Annotated in this window: 21 protein-coding genes; 6 read left to right on the forward strand and 15 right to left on the reverse strand. The window is 43.9% G+C overall.

The features are described from left to right. Nucleotides 1–122: 122 nt before the first annotated feature. On the reverse strand, nucleotides 123–1,208 hold the full coding sequence (locus AC1MBV_RS16970; protein WP_255748813.1) for a BMP family lipoprotein: 1,086 nt from the start codon (nucleotides 1,206–1,208) through the stop codon (nucleotides 123–125). 376 nt (nucleotides 1,209–1,584) lie between these two features. Here AC1MBV_RS16970 and AC1MBV_RS16975 point away from each other — a divergent pair, with 376 nt between their 5' ends. Further along, a complete protein-coding gene (locus tag AC1MBV_RS16975) occupies nucleotides 1,585–1,944 on the forward strand; it encodes a Lin0512 family protein (RefSeq protein WP_255748812.1) in 360 nt (119 codons plus the stop codon). A gap of 47 nt (nucleotides 1,945–1,991) precedes the next feature. On the opposite strand, the gene AC1MBV_RS16980 is transcribed toward AC1MBV_RS16975, so the two are convergent. Next, on the reverse strand, nucleotides 1,992–2,267 hold the full coding sequence (locus AC1MBV_RS16980; RefSeq protein WP_255748811.1) for a hypothetical protein: 276 nt from the start codon (nucleotides 2,265–2,267) through the stop codon (nucleotides 1,992–1,994). Nucleotides 2,268–3,200: 933 nt separating this feature from the next. After that, nucleotides 3,201–3,524 (reverse strand): MazG-like family protein, encoded by a 324-nt coding sequence (locus AC1MBV_RS16985; protein ID WP_255748810.1) that lies wholly within the window; start codon nucleotides 3,522–3,524, stop codon nucleotides 3,201–3,203. A 280-nt stretch (nucleotides 3,525–3,804) separates the two neighbouring features. On the opposite strand from AC1MBV_RS16985, the gene AC1MBV_RS16990 reads away from it, so the two are divergent. The 5 genes from AC1MBV_RS16990 to AC1MBV_RS17010 all read left to right on the forward strand — a co-directional run bounded on the left by AC1MBV_RS16990 (nucleotide 3,805) and on the right by AC1MBV_RS17010 (nucleotide 6,217). Beyond that, on the forward strand, nucleotides 3,805–3,987 hold the full coding sequence (locus AC1MBV_RS16990; RefSeq protein ID WP_255748809.1) for a helix-turn-helix transcriptional regulator: 183 nt from the start codon (nucleotides 3,805–3,807) through the stop codon (nucleotides 3,985–3,987). 53 nt (nucleotides 3,988–4,040) lie between these two features. Continuing rightward, nucleotides 4,041–4,175 (forward strand): hypothetical protein, encoded by a 135-nt coding sequence (locus AC1MBV_RS16995; protein WP_255748808.1) that lies wholly within the window; start codon nucleotides 4,041–4,043, stop codon nucleotides 4,173–4,175. Nucleotides 4,176–4,237: 62 nt separating this feature from the next. After that, nucleotides 4,238–4,363: a hypothetical protein gene (locus AC1MBV_RS17000; RefSeq protein WP_255748807.1), complete on the forward strand. Its 126-nt coding sequence runs from the start codon at nucleotides 4,238–4,240 to the stop codon at nucleotides 4,361–4,363. Between the two features lie 8 nt (nucleotides 4,364–4,371). After that, the gene (locus AC1MBV_RS17005; RefSeq protein WP_370646106.1) at nucleotides 4,372–4,692 is read left to right on the forward strand and encodes a CDP-alcohol phosphatidyltransferase family protein; all 321 of its coding nucleotides are present in this window, start codon (nucleotides 4,372–4,374) and stop codon (nucleotides 4,690–4,692) included. 319 nt (nucleotides 4,693–5,011) lie between these two features. After that, complete coding sequence (locus AC1MBV_RS17010) at nucleotides 5,012–6,217, forward strand: MFS transporter (RefSeq protein ID WP_255748806.1); 1,206 nt, start codon at nucleotides 5,012–5,014, stop codon at nucleotides 6,215–6,217. A gap of 280 nt (nucleotides 6,218–6,497) precedes the next feature. Here the strand turns inward: AC1MBV_RS17010 and AC1MBV_RS17015 are convergent, their stop codons facing one another. The 12 genes from AC1MBV_RS17015 to atpG all read right to left on the reverse strand — a co-directional run bounded on the left by AC1MBV_RS17015 (nucleotide 6,498) and on the right by atpG (nucleotide 18,352). After that, nucleotides 6,498–7,070, reverse strand: coding sequence for an NAD(P)H-dependent oxidoreductase (locus AC1MBV_RS17015; RefSeq protein ID WP_255748805.1), 573 nt, complete (start codon nucleotides 7,068–7,070; stop codon nucleotides 6,498–6,500). Between the two features lie 187 nt (nucleotides 7,071–7,257). Further along, nucleotides 7,258–7,788 carry a chromate transporter gene (locus tag AC1MBV_RS17020; RefSeq protein WP_255748804.1) on the reverse strand — a complete coding sequence of 177 codons (531 nt, stop codon included), beginning with the start codon at nucleotides 7,786–7,788 and terminating at the stop codon, nucleotides 7,258–7,260. Then, nucleotides 7,785–8,381: a chromate transporter gene (locus AC1MBV_RS17025; protein WP_255748803.1), complete on the reverse strand. Its 597-nt coding sequence runs from the start codon at nucleotides 8,379–8,381 to the stop codon at nucleotides 7,785–7,787. The genes AC1MBV_RS17020 and AC1MBV_RS17025 overlap by 4 nt, the downstream gene beginning before the upstream one ends. A 49-nt stretch (nucleotides 8,382–8,430) precedes the next feature. Further along, the gene (locus AC1MBV_RS17030; RefSeq protein ID WP_255748802.1) at nucleotides 8,431–10,038 is read right to left on the reverse strand and encodes a gamma-glutamyltransferase family protein; all 1,608 of its coding nucleotides are present in this window, start codon (nucleotides 10,036–10,038) and stop codon (nucleotides 8,431–8,433) included. A gap of 170 nt (nucleotides 10,039–10,208) precedes the next feature. Further along, nucleotides 10,209–11,087: a M23 family metallopeptidase gene (locus AC1MBV_RS17035; protein WP_255748801.1), complete on the reverse strand. Its 879-nt coding sequence runs from the start codon at nucleotides 11,085–11,087 to the stop codon at nucleotides 10,209–10,211. A 290-nt stretch (nucleotides 11,088–11,377) separates the two neighbouring features. Next, on the reverse strand, nucleotides 11,378–12,373 hold the full coding sequence (gene spoIID / locus AC1MBV_RS17040; RefSeq protein ID WP_480948856.1) for a stage II sporulation protein D: 996 nt from the start codon (nucleotides 12,371–12,373) through the stop codon (nucleotides 11,378–11,380). A gap of 222 nt (nucleotides 12,374–12,595) precedes the next feature. Continuing rightward, entirely contained in the window at nucleotides 12,596–13,927 is a 1,332-nt protein-coding gene (gene murA / locus AC1MBV_RS17045) for a UDP-N-acetylglucosamine 1-carboxyvinyltransferase (protein ID WP_480948857.1), read from the reverse strand. Between the two features lie 110 nt (nucleotides 13,928–14,037). Further along, entirely contained in the window at nucleotides 14,038–14,805 is a 768-nt protein-coding gene (locus AC1MBV_RS17050; RefSeq protein WP_480948858.1) for a YwmB family TATA-box binding protein, read from the reverse strand. Between the two features lie 100 nt (nucleotides 14,806–14,905). Continuing rightward, nucleotides 14,906–15,142, reverse strand: coding sequence for a DUF1146 family protein (locus tag AC1MBV_RS17055; RefSeq protein WP_480948859.1), 237 nt, complete (start codon nucleotides 15,140–15,142; stop codon nucleotides 14,906–14,908). Nucleotides 15,143–15,563: 421 nt separating this feature from the next. After that, complete coding sequence (locus tag AC1MBV_RS17060; RefSeq protein ID WP_480948860.1) at nucleotides 15,564–15,992, reverse strand: F0F1 ATP synthase subunit epsilon; 429 nt, start codon at nucleotides 15,990–15,992, stop codon at nucleotides 15,564–15,566. A gap of 45 nt (nucleotides 15,993–16,037) precedes the next feature. Continuing rightward, nucleotides 16,038–17,447 carry a F0F1 ATP synthase subunit beta gene (gene atpD, locus AC1MBV_RS17065; protein ID WP_255748795.1) on the reverse strand — a complete coding sequence of 470 codons (1,410 nt, stop codon included), beginning with the start codon at nucleotides 17,445–17,447 and terminating at the stop codon, nucleotides 16,038–16,040. A gap of 35 nt (nucleotides 17,448–17,482) precedes the next feature. Then, entirely contained in the window at nucleotides 17,483–18,352 is an 870-nt protein-coding gene (gene atpG, locus AC1MBV_RS17070) for an ATP synthase F1 subunit gamma (RefSeq protein WP_480948861.1), read from the reverse strand. Between the last annotated feature and the right edge of the window lie 108 nt (nucleotides 18,353–18,460).

The raw sequence follows: 18,460 nt of genomic DNA on the forward strand, positions 1-18,460 counted from the left end.
ACTTATTATATAAAAAAAGCTTGTTCTAAAACAGGCTTTTATATGTCCAAATCATATTTTCCTTAATTATAATTGATGGATGAGGCAGGTACCGCCTCATCCATCAGCAATAGATCAAATAATTACTTCAAGTTTGCAAGGTATTCCTTATATTCCTTGTCTGTTGTCGGAACCGTGAGGGATCCATCAATGATTTTCTTTTTATAATCATTAACAGCACTAAGTGCTTTCTTCGAAACATTATCCGTCGTTGGTGCGATACCGACGCCGTTTTCTTTAAGGCCGAATTCAAGTACTTTACCGCCAGGGAATTTACCTGCCTTTGTTTGTTTCGTTACATTATAAATTGCTTGGTCAACGCGTTTAACCATGGAAGTCAGAGTTACATTTTCCGGCATACCTTGATCATGCTGATCTTTGTCAACACCGATAACCCATACCTTCTTGCCATTCTTCGTGCGGTTCTTCGCTTCCGTAAATACACCGTTACCTGTATTGCCTGCGGATGCATAAATAATGTCAGCGCCTTTTGTATACATCGTTTGAGCGATTGCACGTCCCTTATCAGGTGCATCAAATGCTCCTGCATACTGAGCGTAAATTTCTGCTTTCGGATTTACCGTCTTCACACCGGCTTTGAAGCCGTTTTCGAATTTCTTAAGCAACGCAGAGTTAACGCCGCCGACAAAACCGACTTTATTCGTTTTCGTTGTCAAACCTGCTACGACACCAACCAAGAACGAGCCTTGTTGTTCTTTGAAAGTGATGTTTGCTACATTTTTCAGAGGTTTATTGTTCTTATCAACAGCAACGGCATCAATAATGCCAAGGTGCGCTTTCGGATTTTGCTGTGCAATTTTCTGGATATCACTTTGCATCAAGAAGCCGATACCATAAACGATATTATAGTTCTGATGGATCATTGTGTTCAGGTTCGGTGAATAATCCGATGCCTGTGTTGACTGCAGATATTTAACACCTGATCCTTCTTTAAGACCGTTGTCCTTTGCAAAGCTTTTCAAGCCTTCCCAAGCAGACTGATTGAAAGACTTGTCATCAACGCCGCCTGTGTCCGTAACCATACCTGCTTTGAAAGCCGCCTTCTTCGTTGCGCTGCCTCCGCTTGATTTGCTGTTGCCGCATCCCGCAAGAACGGAAGCCAGAACAACAACAAAGGCTACGAGCACTGCTATTCTCTTTTTAAACACTTAAAAACCCCCCGCTAAATCTTTTGAATTTAACTCACAGACTTTACTATAGCTTATATGTGCCAAAAAGGGAATAAAAAATGGGGAAAAAGCGTAAATTTTGTTGCTTGCTGCAATTATCGTTCGCCTTTACCAGACTTTTAATGATAAAAATTTCATGATTCATGCCATTTCTCCATTAATCCTTGCTTTATTCCAAAACTGAACAGATATCAACAAATAATATTTCACATTCATTTTAATTCTTATACGAAAAAAAATGGACTTTTTGTCGGATTTTCTTACATAGACATTTTTATTTTCAAGCACTTTAACTGCGACCTCTTTTTTAACTTTGTTATAATAGGATTGAAAATTTGGTTATGGGGGTAAAATTATGGATCACCTTTTATTCATTGAAACAGGATTCGGTACTGACGTGCACGGGCAAGATGTCACAACAGCCGCAGTTCGGGCTGTACGCGATGCGATCCATAGAAATTCAATGCCTGGTATCACCCGATTTCTTCCGGAAAACGATTTGAACAACATGAAGGTTACCATTCGACTGGCTGTTCCAAAAGATAAGGAAAGCTTAGATTTCAAAAAAATAAAAGCAGAAATTCCGTATGGAACGGTTCACATCGAGGTCATGGACGGAGGAATGGCGGCTCCGAGCGGCATCTTCTTAAAAGAACAAAACGATAAGAACGATTTAATGTATATTGTTAACGCTTCAGTTGAAGTTGGTTATTGATTATGTTCGAAAGAGGCTTGAAAGCTGCACTTTCAAGCCTCTTTTTGTTAGCGCTCTTTTGAATTTTTGTTGATCAGTTTCAGTCCGAATGTAAGTATGGAGAGAATAAGCACGAGAAAATTAAGATCATAAACCGGCTTGAACGTCGTTTTTTGTTTGTCGATTTCATAGATTCCCAGTGGCTTCACCGACGCATAGCCGCCTCCACCGATAATGCGAACGCCGGAAAAAGATACCACCTGCTTGTCGCCTCGATCGGTCGGATCGCCATAAACAATGGACGCACCCTTCGATTTTGAGATGAACCAAACCAATTTTCCCATAAAGGAAACTTTTTCCGTATTTTCCTATACATTGTGAATCTCTGTCCTTGATTCAGCCGTTTCCCTCTTTCCTCACTTGATTTTCCATTATGAATCAGTTTATTAAAAAGCATGATTATCCGTTTAACACCACACAGTAGACCAATACCCGAAATTTGCAATGATTAATGAACGTTGTTTTTATTATAGGAGACAACTTAAGAAAACTCGGCTTCGCCAATCCTCCAGCGAGGGCGGAGTTGCCGTCGTAATCCATGGACGGCCTAGTATCCTGCTTGCCACAGGATTGATGACTTTCACTTTGCATACAGGACATACTTTCACAGGACGTGATGGCTTTCGCTCCAAATGCAGTTTTGAATCATCAACCTTGAACAGACATTTCTATTTCATAAATCACTTTGGTCCTTTATTAAGTAACGTAAAATAAGCGGAATTTTTCCGGTTATATGGATCATAGCGCTTGTTTCACGGGTAAATAAGGGTAACTTTTCCGCTTATTCAAAGAAAATGCCTCCATTTTCACGTCTTTTCGATTCGATAGGGGGAATTTCTCCGTCTATTTAAGTGATTTTTTCATTCATTTTAGAATTAAGCGGAATTTTTCCGGTTATTTTCGCAGATTGGGCGCTTACCTGATCGTCCAACTGAATCTTATGACCTTGTTGTCGTATCGTATCAACAGGCCAAAATGCTAAACTTTCTCATCTTCTGAAAACTCGGCTATTCATTGCCGAGTTGAGTCAGTATTCGCTTTGATAAAAAATCATCCAAAAAAGCTGCACGAGTGTGAGAAACGACTGACTCCGGTGTCACTGGCTCGCACAAAAAGCCATGGCTTGGGACAAGCCTCGGTACCTCTCTTTGCGTCTTCGGACAAGAAAGTAAGTCTACAATAGTTCCAGAAGGTCGGGATCTCAATCCCTATTTAGTTCACCCTTGTTCTTGGTACCGCTTAGTGAGCTTGTTGCGATGCGCCATTACTATGTCTTCCAAACTAAGATGATACAAATCAGCGAGAATGGCCACATTAGAGAGCACATCACCAAGTTCTTCCGAAAGATTCTGCTTGATTTCTTCTTTCGTCATTGAACGCTCATTCGGATGGTCGCGCCCAATCTCATAAGCACGGACGGCTTGAGATACTTCACCTATTTCTTCAATAAGAAAACCCACGCGTATGTATGGGGGCAGGTCCTTCCAACCCCGCCCTTCATAGAACTTTTTCTCCCAATCCTGCACTTCTTTCAGATTCATGTATTATTCCTCCATTTACTCCTTTTATGAATGATCTCGTACTTTTTATAAATAAATTATAGCACGTATGTTCGTTGAATGATCATTTAGATAGAACAGTCTATTCCTGCAGGACATCGTGTACCAAGCAGGATCAACAGTGAAAAATCGGGCATCATCTACAGAAATAACAGGACAAAACTAGGGTGCAACTGATCGTTGCAGTCAAGCATCTATATATATCTTTGATCAGCATCCGAGACTAGACTACAAACTACCTACTATGGAAAGGAGCATCATTATGGATTTAGGAAACAGGATTAAGGAAACACGTGAACGATTAAACATGTCACAAGATGAGTTGGCAGAAAAATTGGATATTTCTCGACAAGTCATTTCAAAATGGGAAACAGGGAAAAGTTATCCCGACATTGAGAAAATTTTAAAACTCTCGGACATCTTTAATCTATCACTAGATAGTTGATCAAAGGCGATAAAACGTTTCAGGAAAATTTGATTAAAGAAGGGAGAAACAGTATGTCAGGATTAACCATTTTGGGTTATGTGCTTGTTGCGTTGGGCGTCATTGTGAGCATTTGGGGATCTGCTCAATTTCCTCTTAATTTGATGAATCGTAATTTCATGTCTTTCTTAGTCGGAGGATTGGTTTAATCACTGTTGGATTAGCAATTATTCATGGCTTCCCGACTTGGCTTTTATTAGGTGCATTATACGTGACAGGGATTGTGACCATTGTCTATATGGTCGGTATGTATATGGAACCCTTTGTGCTGCTGTCAGGAATCGTTGTCATTTTAGGTCTTGGATGGTGGCTGACACCCCTGATTATTAAAAGATAGCATAGGAGATACTATATGACGGAGCAGTTGCACAAGGCTTAAAAGTGGAATCCGCGTTAGGAAGTGTTTGGGATATTTTGTTCGACAGCCTGTTCATCTTTTCTCCTCTGATCCTTTTTAATTTTTTCAGAGTGCTGCCTGTGTGGTTTACAATGATTGTTCTCGTCAACTTTCATATGTTTCTTACAACATCAAGATTTCTAACCTGTATAAAATTGGAAAGCATTCGACGGATATTTGTCTTTGACAAGGCAGGCAGGATTTCAGCGGTTATTTTCTATCTCATTCCGGCCGGTGCCAGTGCGGCTTTTAGTATCCCTAGTTTCTAGAGCCAATTTATTTTAAATGCATTGCTTTACTCTTCTGTTATTTTAGCGTGCATCTAATGTTTGGAAGATTTTTTTCTTGTTCTGCAACCAGGGAACAAGATAGCTATCTTTAAACTCAGCACGTACGCCTTATACTTTTGCTTGATGAAAAAGCTTATCTATTCCAATGATTTCCGGTTCCGATAAGGCAACTGTTTCCAACAAGTGTCTTTACACCTGTAAACTTAGTCATTATAATGGGGACAGATTTGAATAATAAAAGATGAACAAGCTCTGTTTTACAACTATAAGAGCCGCACTCATTAATTAGGAGGATATTATGTCACTCACGAATCACCCCTCGGAAAAGAAGTTGCTCGGCGTCGCCGGTCTCGCCTGGTTATTTGATGCGATGGACGTCGGTATGCTGTCATTTATCATTGCAGCTTTGGCAGCGGATTGGAAATTAGATTCGGTTCAAATGGGCTGGATCGGCAGTATCAGTTCAATCGGTATGGCAGTCGGCGCACTTATTTTCGGATTAATGGCTGACCGGATCGGAAGAAAGAATGTTCTAATCTTAACCTTGCTTTTGTTCTCAGTCGGTGCCGGCCTCTCGGCACTGGCTACAGGAATCACCATTTTTCTTGTTCTTCGTTTCTTCATCGGCATGGGCCTTGGCGGCGAGTTGCCTGTCGCTTCAACCCTTGTTTCCGAAAGTGTTGCTAAGGAAAAACGCGGCCGCATTGTCGTCTTGCTTGAGAGCTTTTGGGCTGGCGGCTGGATTATCGCTGCACTGATTGCATACTTCATTATTCCGCATTTCGGCTGGCGTATCGCGTTATTGATCGGAGCTCTTCCGGCATTCTACGCCATTTATCTTCGCTGGAATATTCACGATTCAGCAAACTATGTAGCGAAAAATCTGCATGAAAAACCTTCTGTACTGCATAACATCGTTGAGGTCTGGTCGAAAAAATATGTCCGCCAAACCGTAATGCTTTGGATTCTTTGGTTTTGCGTTGTTTTCTCATATTACGGCATGTTTCTCTGGCTTCCTGGCGTAGTCGCACTAAAAGGATTCAGCATGGTCAAAAGCTTCGGCTACGTACTGATCATGACACTCGCCCAGCTTCCGGGCTATTTCACTGCTGCATGGCTGATTGAAAAATGGGGCCGCAAGTGGGTGCTGATCGTGTATTTGCTAGGCACTGCGGTATTCGCTTACTTCTTTGGCTACGCGACGACATTGCCTGTCATTCTGACTTCCGGCATCCTGCTTTCGTTCTTTAACCTCGGTGCATGGGGCGCGCTGTATGCCTATTCTCCTGAACAATATCCGACCGTCATCCGAGGTACCGGAACAGGTATGGCGGCAGCCTTTGGACGAATCGGCGGCATTTTCGGACCACTTCTGGTCGGCTATCTGCTTGTGCAAAAGGTATCCATTGGCGGTATCTTCACGATCTTCTGCATCTCCATTATTGTTGCCATTTTGGCCGTGCTCTTCCTCGGTAAAGAGACGAAGAACAAAGAATTAGCTTAATCATTTTTCATCATTAAAAAGAGGTTTCCCGCGTGTGCTGGGAAGCCTCTTTTTTTGACAAGTAAAGAAAGTAATATGATTGTGAATGAACCGTGCAGGTGTGAGACGCCTGCGGAGCGTCTCTGTTGATCGCGAGCCATAGGAGTCTCCGCGACACAAGTATGTTCGAGGAGATCGCCCGCGGCAAACGAGCAACCCGAGCGTAGTCAAAATTCAGCATGGTTCAAGAATCGAGCGCCTTTTGCCTGGTTTTTCTTATCGAGGGGGATCAGTCAATTGATTATTCTCGACTGACCTGATAAATCTTTTCCAGCCATTTCTTTCTTTTCTGCTCACTGCTCGTTCGCACACCGAAAAAGACAAATCGGCGCACCGGACGAATTCCACAAAAATGGAGAATCGGGCCTTTAATCGCTTGCCATTCTAAATGATGACGAACCAATCGTTCATAAAACCCAGGAGAATCAAGTGTATAGAACACCGTTGCCGATTTTCCCTTCAACAATCCGGTCGGAATGTTCTTTTTGTATGTGTAAGCAAAGCCTGACGCAAACACGCGATCAATAAACCCTTTCAGTATGGCCGGCATACCAAACCACCAGATTGGATAGATAAAAATCAGGTGATCAGCTTCTTTGATCAAACGGCGATACGTTGCTAATTCCGGATCATCCTTCATTTCCGATCGCTTTTTATCCTGATTATGTACGAGCACCGGATCAAAGCCTTCATTGTACAGATCAATAACATCATAAGATTGCCCTTTGTCCTTCAGCCCGCGAACAACCTGCTCATAAATCGCGTGATTAAAGCTTTTCGGATCCGGATGAGCATAGATAACAAGAACGGACATTAGCTAACTGCCTCCTTTTATCACAGCATACTCGAAAAAACCGTGATCGCATACGGACTTAAGTATAGAGTAGAACTAAGCCTCAGGAAGTATGAAAAAATATGAGAACCGCTCTCATTTTCCCCTAAAAAGATCAAACACATTGGTTTAATCTTGTTAGCTAATGAAATTCCTCACTATTAGTTTTTTACCCCATAAAGGCTGCGCCAATGATGAGCGCACCGGCAATCACAAAAGCAGGATGAATTCGGAACCGCTGCATCAGCACGAAGCTTGCCGCAGCGATCAGAACCATCGGCAGCCAGCCTGACGACTGAAAAGAGGTTGCGAAGAAATTGTAGGCCATCATACCGAGCATGACCACGATAATCGGACGAATCAATAGGGTCAGCCACTTTACCTTTGGAGAATCCTTGAATCGCTCAAGCAGCTTAAGAAGCGCAATAAGCAGAATCAATGACGGAGCAACGGTTGCGAACATGGCAACAAGCGCACCGACTATTCCGGCAACATCATAGCCGATATAGCCGGCCATTTTTGTAGCAATCGGGCCGGGCAGCGCGTTTCCAAAGGCTAGGATATTACTGAACTCAGTTACCGTCATCCAATGGTAATGACCGACAACTTCGTTTTCAACAAGCGGAATGGAAGCCGGTCCGCCGCCGTAACCCAGAATTCCCGGAATAAAGAATGCAAGAAACATCTTCCATAAAATCATTTGCGTTCACCCGCTTTTTTTGAAGGCTTAAGCAGGACAAGCAGCAGTGTCAATGCGATCAAGATTGCCGGATGAACATGCAGGACTTCCATCAAAACGAAGCTCAGCCCGACCAATATTAAGCTGATAATCCATCCCAGACCTTTTTTGGCATTTTTCATAAAGCTCCAAGTAAGCTGTGCCATGAGTACTCCGACCACGGGCAATACTGCTTGTGTCATGCCACGTACCCATCGCTGGTCTTGAAATCTCGCAAGTACACCCAGTAATGCAATCATTAGGATCACCGTAGGCAGAACCACTGCCGCAAGCGCGACGAGCAGCCCCGAAAGTCCCTTAACGCGCCAACCGACATATCCGGCGAGCTTCGTGTTTATCGGCCCGGGAAGTGCATTTGCCAAAGCAACCATATCGCCGAATTCCTCTAAGCTCATCCAATGATATCTTTTAACTACCTCTGCTTCAATGAGTGGGATACCCGATGGTCCGCCTCCGAAACTGACAATTCCGGAGCGGAAAAATGCTACAAATAAATCCCAATGAATTGCTAAAGAGGATTTCTGAATCGATCTGTTTTCGCCTTCCTGGTTCATTAAAAAAAACTCCTAACTTCATTCATTATGTATCCTCTACTTTGCCCCATTACCATGCTGCAACCATTCCATCTGCTCGTGATTCTGTGCCTCCGGCTAATATCCCGGTATTTGGATCGCGCCAAATGATTTGCCCGCGGCCGAAGGAACCTGTGTCCAGTGCTACGCTAATATCATGTCCGCGACGTGCCAATGCCTGTGCCAGAGCATTTGGAAATTCCGGTTCGACAAGCACAGTCTTATTTTCAATCCACTGCCATCTGGGCGCATCAAGCGCAGCTTGCGGATGCAGATGCTCATCGATCAATCGGCTGATCACCTGCAGATGGCCTTGCGGCTGCATATACCCGCCCATCACGCCAAACGGACCGACAGGCGTTCCATTCTGAGTCAGGAAACCTGGAATAATGGTGTGGTATGTTTTCTTTCCGGGAGCGAGACTGTTCGCATCTTTAGGATTCAGAGAGAATGTATACCCGCGATTCTGCAGCGAAATTCCTGTACCCGGAATGACAATGCCTGAACCAAATCCCATAAAGTTGCTTTGAATAAAAGAAACCATGTTTCCTTCTTCATCCGCTGCCGCAAGATACACGGTTCCGCCTTTAGGCAATTTGCCCGGTTCAGGGGTCATTGCCATCTGTCCAATTTGTTTTGCTCGCAGTGCGCTGTATGGTTCAGAAAGCAGCTGCATTGCTTCATCACTCATTTCGCGCGGATCTGTGATATACGCTTTGCCGTCGGAAAAGGCAAGCTTGAGCGCTTCAATTTGTTTATGATATTTACTAATTAAGTCCTCATTTTTTAAATCAAACTGTTTTAAAATATTCAGGCCAAGCAATGCGACCAATCCCTGACCGTTAGGAGGAAGTTCCCATATATCATACCCATGATAGTTAACCGAAATCGGCTCTACCCACTGCGGCCGGTATCGTGCAAGATCGCTTTTGCGGATAAACCCTTCATGTGCGCGTGAAAAGCTGTCGATTTGATCTGCCAGATCTCCTTTATAAAAGTCTTCCGCATTAGAATCGGCAATCGCCCTTAAGCTTCGCGCATGATCCGCGGATCGCCAGACATCGCCTGCTTCCGGCACTTGTCCGTCAGGAGCAAAGGTGTCAAACCACGGCGCAAACATCGTATTTTGGAATGTCTTCTTATATTTATCAAAGGCAATCCGCCAATTTTTTGCAACAATTGGAGAAATAGGGAACCCCTGTTCTGCGTAGTCAATCGCAGGCTGCAATGTTTCTTTCAAAGAAAGGCGTCCAAAACGTCTGGAACACTCCGCCCAAGCGGCAGGAGCTCCTGGGACCATGACCGGCTCCAGGCCATGTGCCGGTATCGCATCAAACCCACGAGCATGAATCGCTTCAATCGAAATACTGTCCGGAGCAGTTCCGCTGGCATTCAATCCGTGAAGCTTTCCCTTTGTCCAAATAATCGCAAAGGCATCGCTGCCGATTCCGTTTGATGTTGGCTCAACAACAGTCAGGCAGGCGGCAGTGGCAATAGCTGCATCAATTGCGTTCCCGCCTTTTTTCAGAATATCGAGTCCTGCCTGTGCAGCCAAAGGCTGCGCAGTCGCCACCATCCCTCGTTTTGCAAATACTGAATTTCGTGGCTGAGAAAATGGTGAGAAGTGGTAATCAAACATCAATGCTACGCCTCCTTATCCGAATGATATTCTTTTTATTTTACTCCAGCTTTGTTAATTCTGTATATGCGGCGCTTGTAGATTCTCTTATTTTATCAATCATTTAACTTATCTTCTGTTTATTTTGCATAAAAAAACGACCCCAATCAGGAGCCGTTTTCGTATTTTCTTCAGTTTTGTGAGTTTAGTGAGCTTTTGTCAATTGATGACCCTTTGCTTGAATCGCTTTGTAATTTTGTGTTCGATTTGCTTTGATCCTTTGACTTTTCACTCTCTTGTTTCGGCGTTTCCGTGCTTCCTTCATCTTTCACTTTCTCAGATGCGGAAGGATTGGTGGTCGTCATTTGTGCACCGACTGACACAGCCTTCACATCGGAAGCGCTTTTGTTCATATAGTTTTCCGGGCTGACCGGAATTCCATTCTTACGAATTTCGAAATGCAGGTGAACGCCCATTGCTTTGTTCAATGCTTCCGTTCCTGCAGTACCGATTTTCTCACCCTGTGCAACTTCCTGACCAACAGCAACATCTACTGATCCAAGACTTTGGTACATCGTTTCAACACCGTCTTTGTGCTTCAATGTGACTTTGTAGCCAAGTGTGTCATCCTTCGCTGCCTCCGTGACTTTTCCGCCCATCGCCGCAGTTACTGTAAACGATTTTTCATTATTCGCGCCAATGTTGATGCCTGTATTTTGGACATACGAATTGTTATAGTTTACGAGAGCGGCTTGCTGTTCTTGTTCGGTTCCTTTAACGTCATAGAAAGGCTGGACAACTGTTGTATCGTCGGCCTTCGCTGGCCATTCAAAAACTTCATCACCGGCATTCTGTGCATGAGGCGTCGGTTGATCTTGATTAAATACTGTGCGGTTCTCATCTTCGCTCGCCTTATTGGCACCATTCATTTGAAAAAGCAGCACCCCGGTAAGGATAAGCGACGCGGCGCATAAATATAAAGCGGGATAGAACCAGCGCCGTTTTGCTAGTTTTCGCAGACCGGACAGCTCTTTTTCCTGCGACTTCTTCTGATCCTTGTTATCTGTCAAATTGTATCACCTCAGCAACATTCTGATCAGAATGCGGCCGATCTATACATGTAAAATACGATTTTATGTCCATTTCATTGAAAAATTATGAAATTAACAAAAAAATGCATCAATAAATTGCTATTTTCTAAGAATAACCCTGTTGAAAATCTATACTAGGTGAACTTCTGGTCAAGCAAATCTTTTTGTTATGTGCTCTAAAGGCAGGAAGTGACGGACAAAGCATTTGTGAGCTTTATATTTATTGGAAAAGAAAAAGGCACTTGATTTCAAGCGCCTGAAAAATTAAATTATTTTTTCGCAATCTGTTGCTGTGCTTTCGATTTTATTGTCATTTTACTGATCTGTGTACCTTGATAGAAATAGGTGAGAATTTGTTTAGCTGTCTTTCCTTCTCGAGCCATTCCTTCGGCTCCGTATTGACTCATGCCGACGTCATGCCCGCTGCCAATGGTGACCGCTTTAATCTGATCGCCCTCTTGGGTTAGTTGGAAATCAGTGGAACTTAGGTTTAGGCTTTCCCGAACCTGTCTACCGGTAAACGTTTTGCCGGCTATTTCAATGCGTGCAACATGGTCGGTGTCTGTCCTGCTGATTACCTTTCCTAGAGTGCCTTGATTGCTGCCTAAGGTGACGCCAAGCGCCTGTTCAACCGATCTGGTGGTCAGTATTTTTTCATTCCTATACTTCGGCGACAGTTTATCCCATGGGCTGGCAACCGATCGAAGGTAGGGAACATTATTTTTCCAATAATTATCAGCATTTTCTGTTTGTCCGTTACTCGTGGAGAAGAACACCGGGGAGATCAGCTTTCCATCATACGTGATCACTTGATTCTGTGTCTGTTCAACTGCTTTTTTTACTTTTTTCAGTTTCCATTCGTAGTCCTTTCCCCAAATCTGCTTCAATTCCTGACTGCTATGATACACTTGATTTTGTACCGTATCTGTAACGTGAACATCCGGATTGTCAATAATCCGTGCCATAATATACGTTCGCGCTGCGATCGCTTGAGCTTTTAGGGCTTCAATACGAAATTTGGCCGGCATTTCCGATCCGACAACACCAATCAAGTAGTCATTCAAGGCTACTTGATCTGTCTGTTTTGTATTGGATCGGTCAACGGAGACCTGAATCACATTTTGCTGCGCCGCGATTTTGGTGCGTTTGGTGCTTTGATGCTGTTGTTCGCCCACAGCTTTCTGCGTGAACGGAATAACAACTGCTGCGGGGATGATGATAATAACTAGCGCAAAGATAAAGAGGAGCACGGCGGCTTTCTTCATTGGACAATTGCCTCCAAGAGAATGAGATAATAAAGTTTATGTTTCTCCTCTTTTAAATAGAACAGGCTGTTTTTTTTGCATAGATTTGGCCAATAGGCATATAATTTTTTTAAAGGCTTTCGTGTAGCCTTATTTATCAGAAGATTTAAAATGATACATTTAATTACAAATTAAAATAACTCGGCCAACGGACCGAGTTATAGGTAAAGCCTTATTATTAAATTAAGCGAACTTAGGATTGATGCTCAAAGCACCGCGCAGATCATCGGCAGCGGCAACAGGTTGTTCCTCCTCGCTGCTGCTCACGCGTTCAATATCAGCACCGAGTGCCCGCAATTTGCCTGCAAGATCTACATAACCGCGATCAATATGATGCAGACGGCTGACTTTCGTATATCCCTTAGCCACGAGTCCGGCAATAACAAGTGCCGCTCCCGCTCGAAGATCTGTAGCAGCCACTTCTGCACCTTGCAAGTCACACGGTCCGCTGATAATTGCTGAACGTCCGTCAATTTTGATCATCGCATTCATTCTGCGAAATTCTTCAACATGCATGAAGCGATTTTCAAATACTGTCTCCGTAATGACAGAGGTACCCTTGGCTTTAAGCAGTAGTGCCATCATTTGTGCCTGAAGATCTGTTGGGAAACCGGGATGCGGCATTGTCTTAACATCGACCGCTTGCATGTGATCGGTTCCAATGACACGAACTCCGTCTGCTTCTTCTTCAATGATAACACCCATATCACGCATTTTGGCAATTAAAGGGCGAAGATCTTCAATATCCGCATCTTCAATCAGCACATTACCGCCCGTAATGGCTGCAGCAATCATATAGGTTCCTGCTTCAATCCGATCGGGAAGGATGGAGTGTTCCGCGCCGTGCAGCTTTTCAACACCTTCAATTGTTATTCTGCCGGTTCCGGCACCACTGATCTTTGCACCCATCGCATTGAGATATTGCGCTAAGTTTACGATCTCCGGTTCACAAGCCGCATTCTCAAGTACAGTCTCACCTTCTGCAAGCGAAGCAGCCATGATTATATTTTCCGTTGCGCCAACGCTTGGAAAATCTAAATAAATGACTGTCCCCTGCAATTTTCCATCGACACTTGCTTCAATGGATCCGTTGCCGATCGTGACTTTTGCACCCATTGCTTCGAAACCCTTAAGATGCTGGTCGATAGGACGGGATCCAATCGCACAGCCACCGGGAAGCGCAATCTTCGCATGCCCGACACGAGCCAAGAGCGGGCCCATGACTAAAAAGGACGCACGCATTTTCCTAACGTATTCAAATGGCGCCTCCGTAAATAAATCCGCCACCGCATTAACCATGATGGTTTTATTTTCATAATTCACCGATGTATTTAAATAACGCAAGACTTCATTAATCGTGTATACATCTGCCAATTCCGGTACATTATATATTTTGCTCGTACCTTCAGAGGCAAGCATTGATGCGGCAATAACAGGAAGAACAGCGTTCTTTGCACCTTCAATCTTCACAGAGCCCGAAAGCCGTTTCCCTCCATGAACGATAATTTTTTCCAAACTTTTCCCCTCCGCGTCCATTTATCTCTTCGCTCGATCCGGAACATTCTTCCGTGCCGCGTTTTTTGCTAAGTCAAACCACAACGGAGGCATACGAGGTTTCACACCCGTTAGTATTCCACCGTAATGATTGGTGAGCCAAGGACAATAATGGTCCGGTCCCCATCATTTCTCAAGGCTGCCTGAATATTCATCTTTTTGTTCGCTGTATAAATGGCATTGTTCCATGTCTTAGTATATGCGGAAATTGATACAAAGGTTTTTTCTTGGAGTCGTTCAACAGGAGTCGCCGAAAAAAGCTTCAGATATCGCATTCCTTCGTCAATTAAGGCAAGTTTCATTTTAGCACTGTGATAAGCTTTTACACAAGTGTATATGTGCTCTTGTCCGTTGAAAATTCTTTTCATTTCCGCACGAATATACTTTTTGTTTTGGGACCATTGAATCTGCTTAAAGGATTCGCCGGTTACACGATATAGTGTGACGGTCTGGAAATGTTTCCCATGCGGATAAGCCATAAAATTTATGCTCATTTGCACGTTCCCAGAGTGAATCTTTTTTGTACCTTCCCAGCCGATGGCCCCTTCATTTGGCTTCAAAGGCCGCCATTCATAGTCGCTGAACTCCTTTTTTACCTGAGTCGCTGTCCTATCAAAATTCTTACGCGTAACACCCGAGGATTGGATCTCACGCGCATATACCGACCAGCTCGATACATGTGCCTGGTTATCTTTAAGCGTATGGGCAAAAAGTCCGATTTGATTAAGTTCATCAAATGAATCAGCCACATGCTCTGCAGAAGCTTGGTTTTGATTTAGTCCTGTAAACAATTGGAATGCTGCAAAAAAAATGCAAATAAGATATAAACTCCGTTTCATTTCCGTCCGCCCCTCTCTTGTTTTCAGTATTGCCTGAACCAAGAGGGAGAAATACGTGGAACTTTTCGTCAAAAACAGACCTCATTCGCGCTATTGAAGATCATTCGTAAATCTGTGGAAGCATCAGAGACCAAACCACATAATCGAGAAAAAACTTCGCTACCGGATAACTGATAGCAATGGCCAGAATGACATAAAAAGCTCTCGCTTGCATGCTCTTCGGATGACGAAACGCGGCTTCTAATTTTACGCTTTGCAGCGCCCACCAAGTAAGCGCTAAAAAGGAAATATGAACGAAAATGCTGATCATTGCCTGAAAACCCGAATTAATGATCAATAAATGCCACCGCCTGTTTATTTTCTGATCGCGTTTACGAACGGCCGAGCCGTTCCATAGTTTTTATGTACCGCTCTTTTTTCTTAAGCCCTTTTTGCCTAACAAGAAATAATTCGTAGAGCATTAAGAAGTAATGTATCCATCTCCTTGTTTGTAATAAAACAGTAATATATTTTTAATGTAACTATAACAATTAGTTGCCTGTGATCATTTTATCGCGGATTATGAAAAATAACCACTTTTTTTCAAAATTTTTTCCGTGAATAATAACTTAAGCAGAACATCCTGCCTTTTACTTATTAATGTATTTGAAAAGTATACTGAAATAATCTGAACATTTTTTGAACACAATGCATTATAGAAATTAAGTAAAAAAAAGACCGCTCCTATTTGGAACGGTCGATAAATAGTTTACTTACTATTACGCCTCTGGAACTGCATCATTAATTGCCGCTGTGTTTAATCGAAGTTCTGAACGCTTCAGCTTCAGCATTGCCTCTGCATAGCCTTCAGAAGTTTCATGAAGCGTGCTCAGCTGCTTTTCAGCCTCCGCTTTCGCTCTCTTAGCGCGTTCAACATCAATATCGGCTTTCTTCTCAGCAGCCTCCGATAAAATCGTAATGCTTGTTCGGCCCACTTGAATGAAACCGCCATGAACAGCCACATAGTCAACAATTTTTTCGTCTTCATGTTTCAATCGGACAAGTGCAATGTCTAGTGGAGCAACAATCGGCAAGTGATGCGGCAGAATGCCCAATTCTCCGCTCTTGGAGCGTACACATACCATATGGACGTCTCCCTCATATACTTTGCCTGCAGGTGTGACAATATCCGTATGCACCGTACTCATCAGCCAGCCCCCTTCATTAGGTCTAAGCGGTTCATGCGCCGCTCATTAAACCAGTTGCTTTGCTCTCTCCAGTACATCGTCAATCGTTCCTGTGTTACGGAATGCTTCTTCAGGAACATCGTCATACTTACCGTCAAGAATACCCTTGAATCCTTTAATCGTTTCTTCAACAGAAACATAGGATCCCGGAACGCCTGTAAATTGTTCGGCAACGTGGAAATTCTGGCCTAAGAAGAACTGGATACGGCGAGCACGGCTAACCGTCAGTTTATCTTCATCAGAAAGTTCATCCATACCAAGGATGGCAATGATATCCTGTAATTCACGATATTTTTGAAGCGTCATCTGAACTCTTTCTGCAACTTCGTAGTGTTCTTCACCAATAATATCAGGAGAAAGAGCACGTGAAGTCGAAGCAAGCGGATCAACGGCAGGATAAATACCGATCTGAGTCAATGAACGCTCAAGGTTAGTCGTCGCGTCCAAGTGAGAGAATGTTGTCGCCGGAGCCGGGTCAGTATAATCATCGGCAGGCACATAAACGGCCTGAATCGATGTAACTGATCCCTTTTTCGTAGACGTGATTCGCTCCTGTAGACGACCCATTTCTGTTGCCAGTGTCGGCTGATAACCAACGGCTGACGGCAGACGGCCGAGCAACGCGGACACTTCAGAGCCCGCTTGTGTAAAGCGGAAAATATTATCAATAAAGAGCAGAACGTCCTGTCCGTCCACATCACGGAAATATTCAGCCATTGTCAGTCCGGAAAGTGCCACGCGCATACGCGCACCCGGCGGCTCGTTCATCTGGCCGAACACCATGGCGGTCTTCTTGATAACTCCTGAGTCCGTCATTTCATAGTAAAGGTCGTTGCCTTCACGTGTTCGTTCGCCTACACCCGCAAACACAGACACACCACCATGTTCCTCAGCGATGTTGTGGATCAGTTCCTGAATCAGGACGGTCTTACCTACGCCGGCGCCGCCGAACAGGCCGATCTTTCCACCCTTAATATAAGGAGTCAGAAGATCAATAACCTTGATACCTGTTTCAAGAACCTCCGTTTTCGTTGATAGCTCCGCGAATTTCGGTGGATCTCTGTGGATCGCGTGTTTTTCAACTTCAGGAGCAACCGGTTTGCCATCAATAGCTTCTCCAAGTACGTTGAATACACGTCCAAGTGTTGCTTCACCAACAGGCACCGAAATTGGTGCACCGGTATCTTCTACTTCCAAGCCCCGGACAAGTCCGTCGGTTGAGTCCATAGCGATCGTGCGCACGGAGTCGTCGCCGAGGTGTAGCGCGACCTCAAGAGTCAGATGAATGTCCGCTTCATTGGAGGACTGAGCTTTATAATTTACGGTCAGAGCGTTGTATATTTCAGGAAGATGGCCGCGTTCAAACTTAACATCAACAACGGCGCCCATGACCTGAGTTACATACCCTTTGTTCATGAAACTACCTCCTATCAGCATTTTCTAACAATCGGTTATTCGAGAGCGGCTGCGCCGCCGACAATTTCAGTAATTTCCTGAGTAATGGCGGCCTGACGCGCACGGTTATAAGAAAGAGACAAATGATCGATAATATCGCTTGCGTTATCCGAAGCGCTTCTCATCGCAGTCATGCGGGCTGCCTGTTCTGCTGCCTTTGCGTCAAGCAAAGCACCATAGATTTGACCTTCTGCATAAAGAGGCAACAAGCTCTCAAGCACTTCATCTTCATCTGGTTCATAGACATAACGGACCTTTTCCTTAGGTTTGCTTTCAAGATCCGTCAATGGCAACAGCTGTTTATCCACCAAGGTTTGCGAGATTGCATTGACAAAGTGATTATAAATCAAGTGCAATTCATCAATTTTTTTGGTGTCGTATAAGCTGATTGCCTGCTTAGCGAAATCCAATACATCATCGAAAGCAATTGTATCCGGAACATCTGTTTTGCTAAGAGCGACAGGATAGCCGCGCTTTTCAAAGAAATTCAATCCCACTTTGCCAGTCACAAGGATTAAATATTCATCTTTGGACTCATGTTTTTCCCGAATTAAATTTTGCGTATATTTTAATACGGTACTGTCATAAGCGCCTGCAAGTCCTCGGTTTTCAGTAATGACCAGATACGCGGTTTTCTTTACCGGCCTGCTGGCAAGCATCGGATGCTTGCTGTTTCCGCCTTTCGGCAAGGTGCTCGCGATACTTGCCACAACTTCGCGCAGTTTATCCGCATATGCCGAATAGTCCTGTGCTGTTGCCTGCGCGCGATTCAATTTTGCTGCCGCAACCATTTGCATTGCTTTGGTAATTTTTCGCATCTGTTTTGTAGAAGCGATTTTTTCTTTTATATCACGCATTGAAGGCATGTTCGTTCACCACCCTTGAAAGCCCGTCTGATCTTAATTATGTAGCATCCATAACCAATCGGATCAGGCCAATCTTCAGAAGAATGTGCGTCTTTCAAAATAGTGTAT

It is taken from the genome of Sporolactobacillus sp. PKPK-6 (assembly GCF_056678885.1).

Bases quoted from the DNA above. Each gene is read 5' to 3' on its own strand.
- AC1MBV_RS16975 (WP_255748812.1), top strand. From the start codon at position 1,585: ATGGATCACCTTTTATTCATTGAAACAGGATTCGGTACTGACGTGCAC.
- AC1MBV_RS16980 (WP_255748811.1), bottom strand. From the start codon at position 2,267: ATGGGAAAATTGGTTTGGTTCATCTCAAAATCGAAGGGTGCGTCCATT.
- AC1MBV_RS16985 (WP_255748810.1), bottom strand. From the start codon at position 3,524: ATGAATCTGAAAGAAGTGCAGGATTGGGAGAAAAAGTTCTATGAAGGG.
- AC1MBV_RS16990 (WP_255748809.1), top strand. From the start codon at position 3,805: ATGGATTTAGGAAACAGGATTAAGGAAACACGTGAACGATTAAACATG.
- AC1MBV_RS16995 (WP_255748808.1), top strand. From the start codon at position 4,041: ATGTCAGGATTAACCATTTTGGGTTATGTGCTTGTTGCGTTGGGCGTC.
- AC1MBV_RS17010 (WP_255748806.1), top strand. From the start codon at position 5,012: ATGTCACTCACGAATCACCCCTCGGAAAAGAAGTTGCTCGGCGTCGCC.
- AC1MBV_RS17015 (WP_255748805.1), bottom strand. From the start codon at position 7,070: ATGTCCGTTCTTGTTATCTATGCTCATCCGGATCCGAAAAGCTTTAAT.
- AC1MBV_RS17020 (WP_255748804.1), bottom strand. From the start codon at position 7,788: ATGATTTTATGGAAGATGTTTCTTGCATTCTTTATTCCGGGAATTCTG.
- AC1MBV_RS17025 (WP_255748803.1), bottom strand. From the start codon at position 8,381: ATGAACCAGGAAGGCGAAAACAGATCGATTCAGAAATCCTCTTTAGCA.
- AC1MBV_RS17030 (WP_255748802.1), bottom strand. From the start codon at position 10,038: ATGTTTGATTACCACTTCTCACCATTTTCTCAGCCACGAAATTCAGTA.
- spoIID (WP_480948856.1), bottom strand. From the start codon at position 12,373: ATGAAGAAAGCCGCCGTGCTCCTCTTTATCTTTGCGCTAGTTATTATC.
- AC1MBV_RS17050 (WP_480948858.1), bottom strand. From the start codon at position 14,805: ATGAAACGGAGTTTATATCTTATTTGCATTTTTTTTGCAGCATTCCAA.
- AC1MBV_RS17060 (WP_480948860.1), bottom strand. From the start codon at position 15,992: ATGAGTACGGTGCATACGGATATTGTCACACCTGCAGGCAAAGTATAT.
- atpD (WP_255748795.1), bottom strand. From the start codon at position 17,447: ATGAACAAAGGGTATGTAACTCAGGTCATGGGCGCCGTTGTTGATGTT.
- atpG (WP_480948861.1), bottom strand. From the start codon at position 18,352: ATGCCTTCAATGCGTGATATAAAAGAAAAAATCGCTTCTACAAAACAG.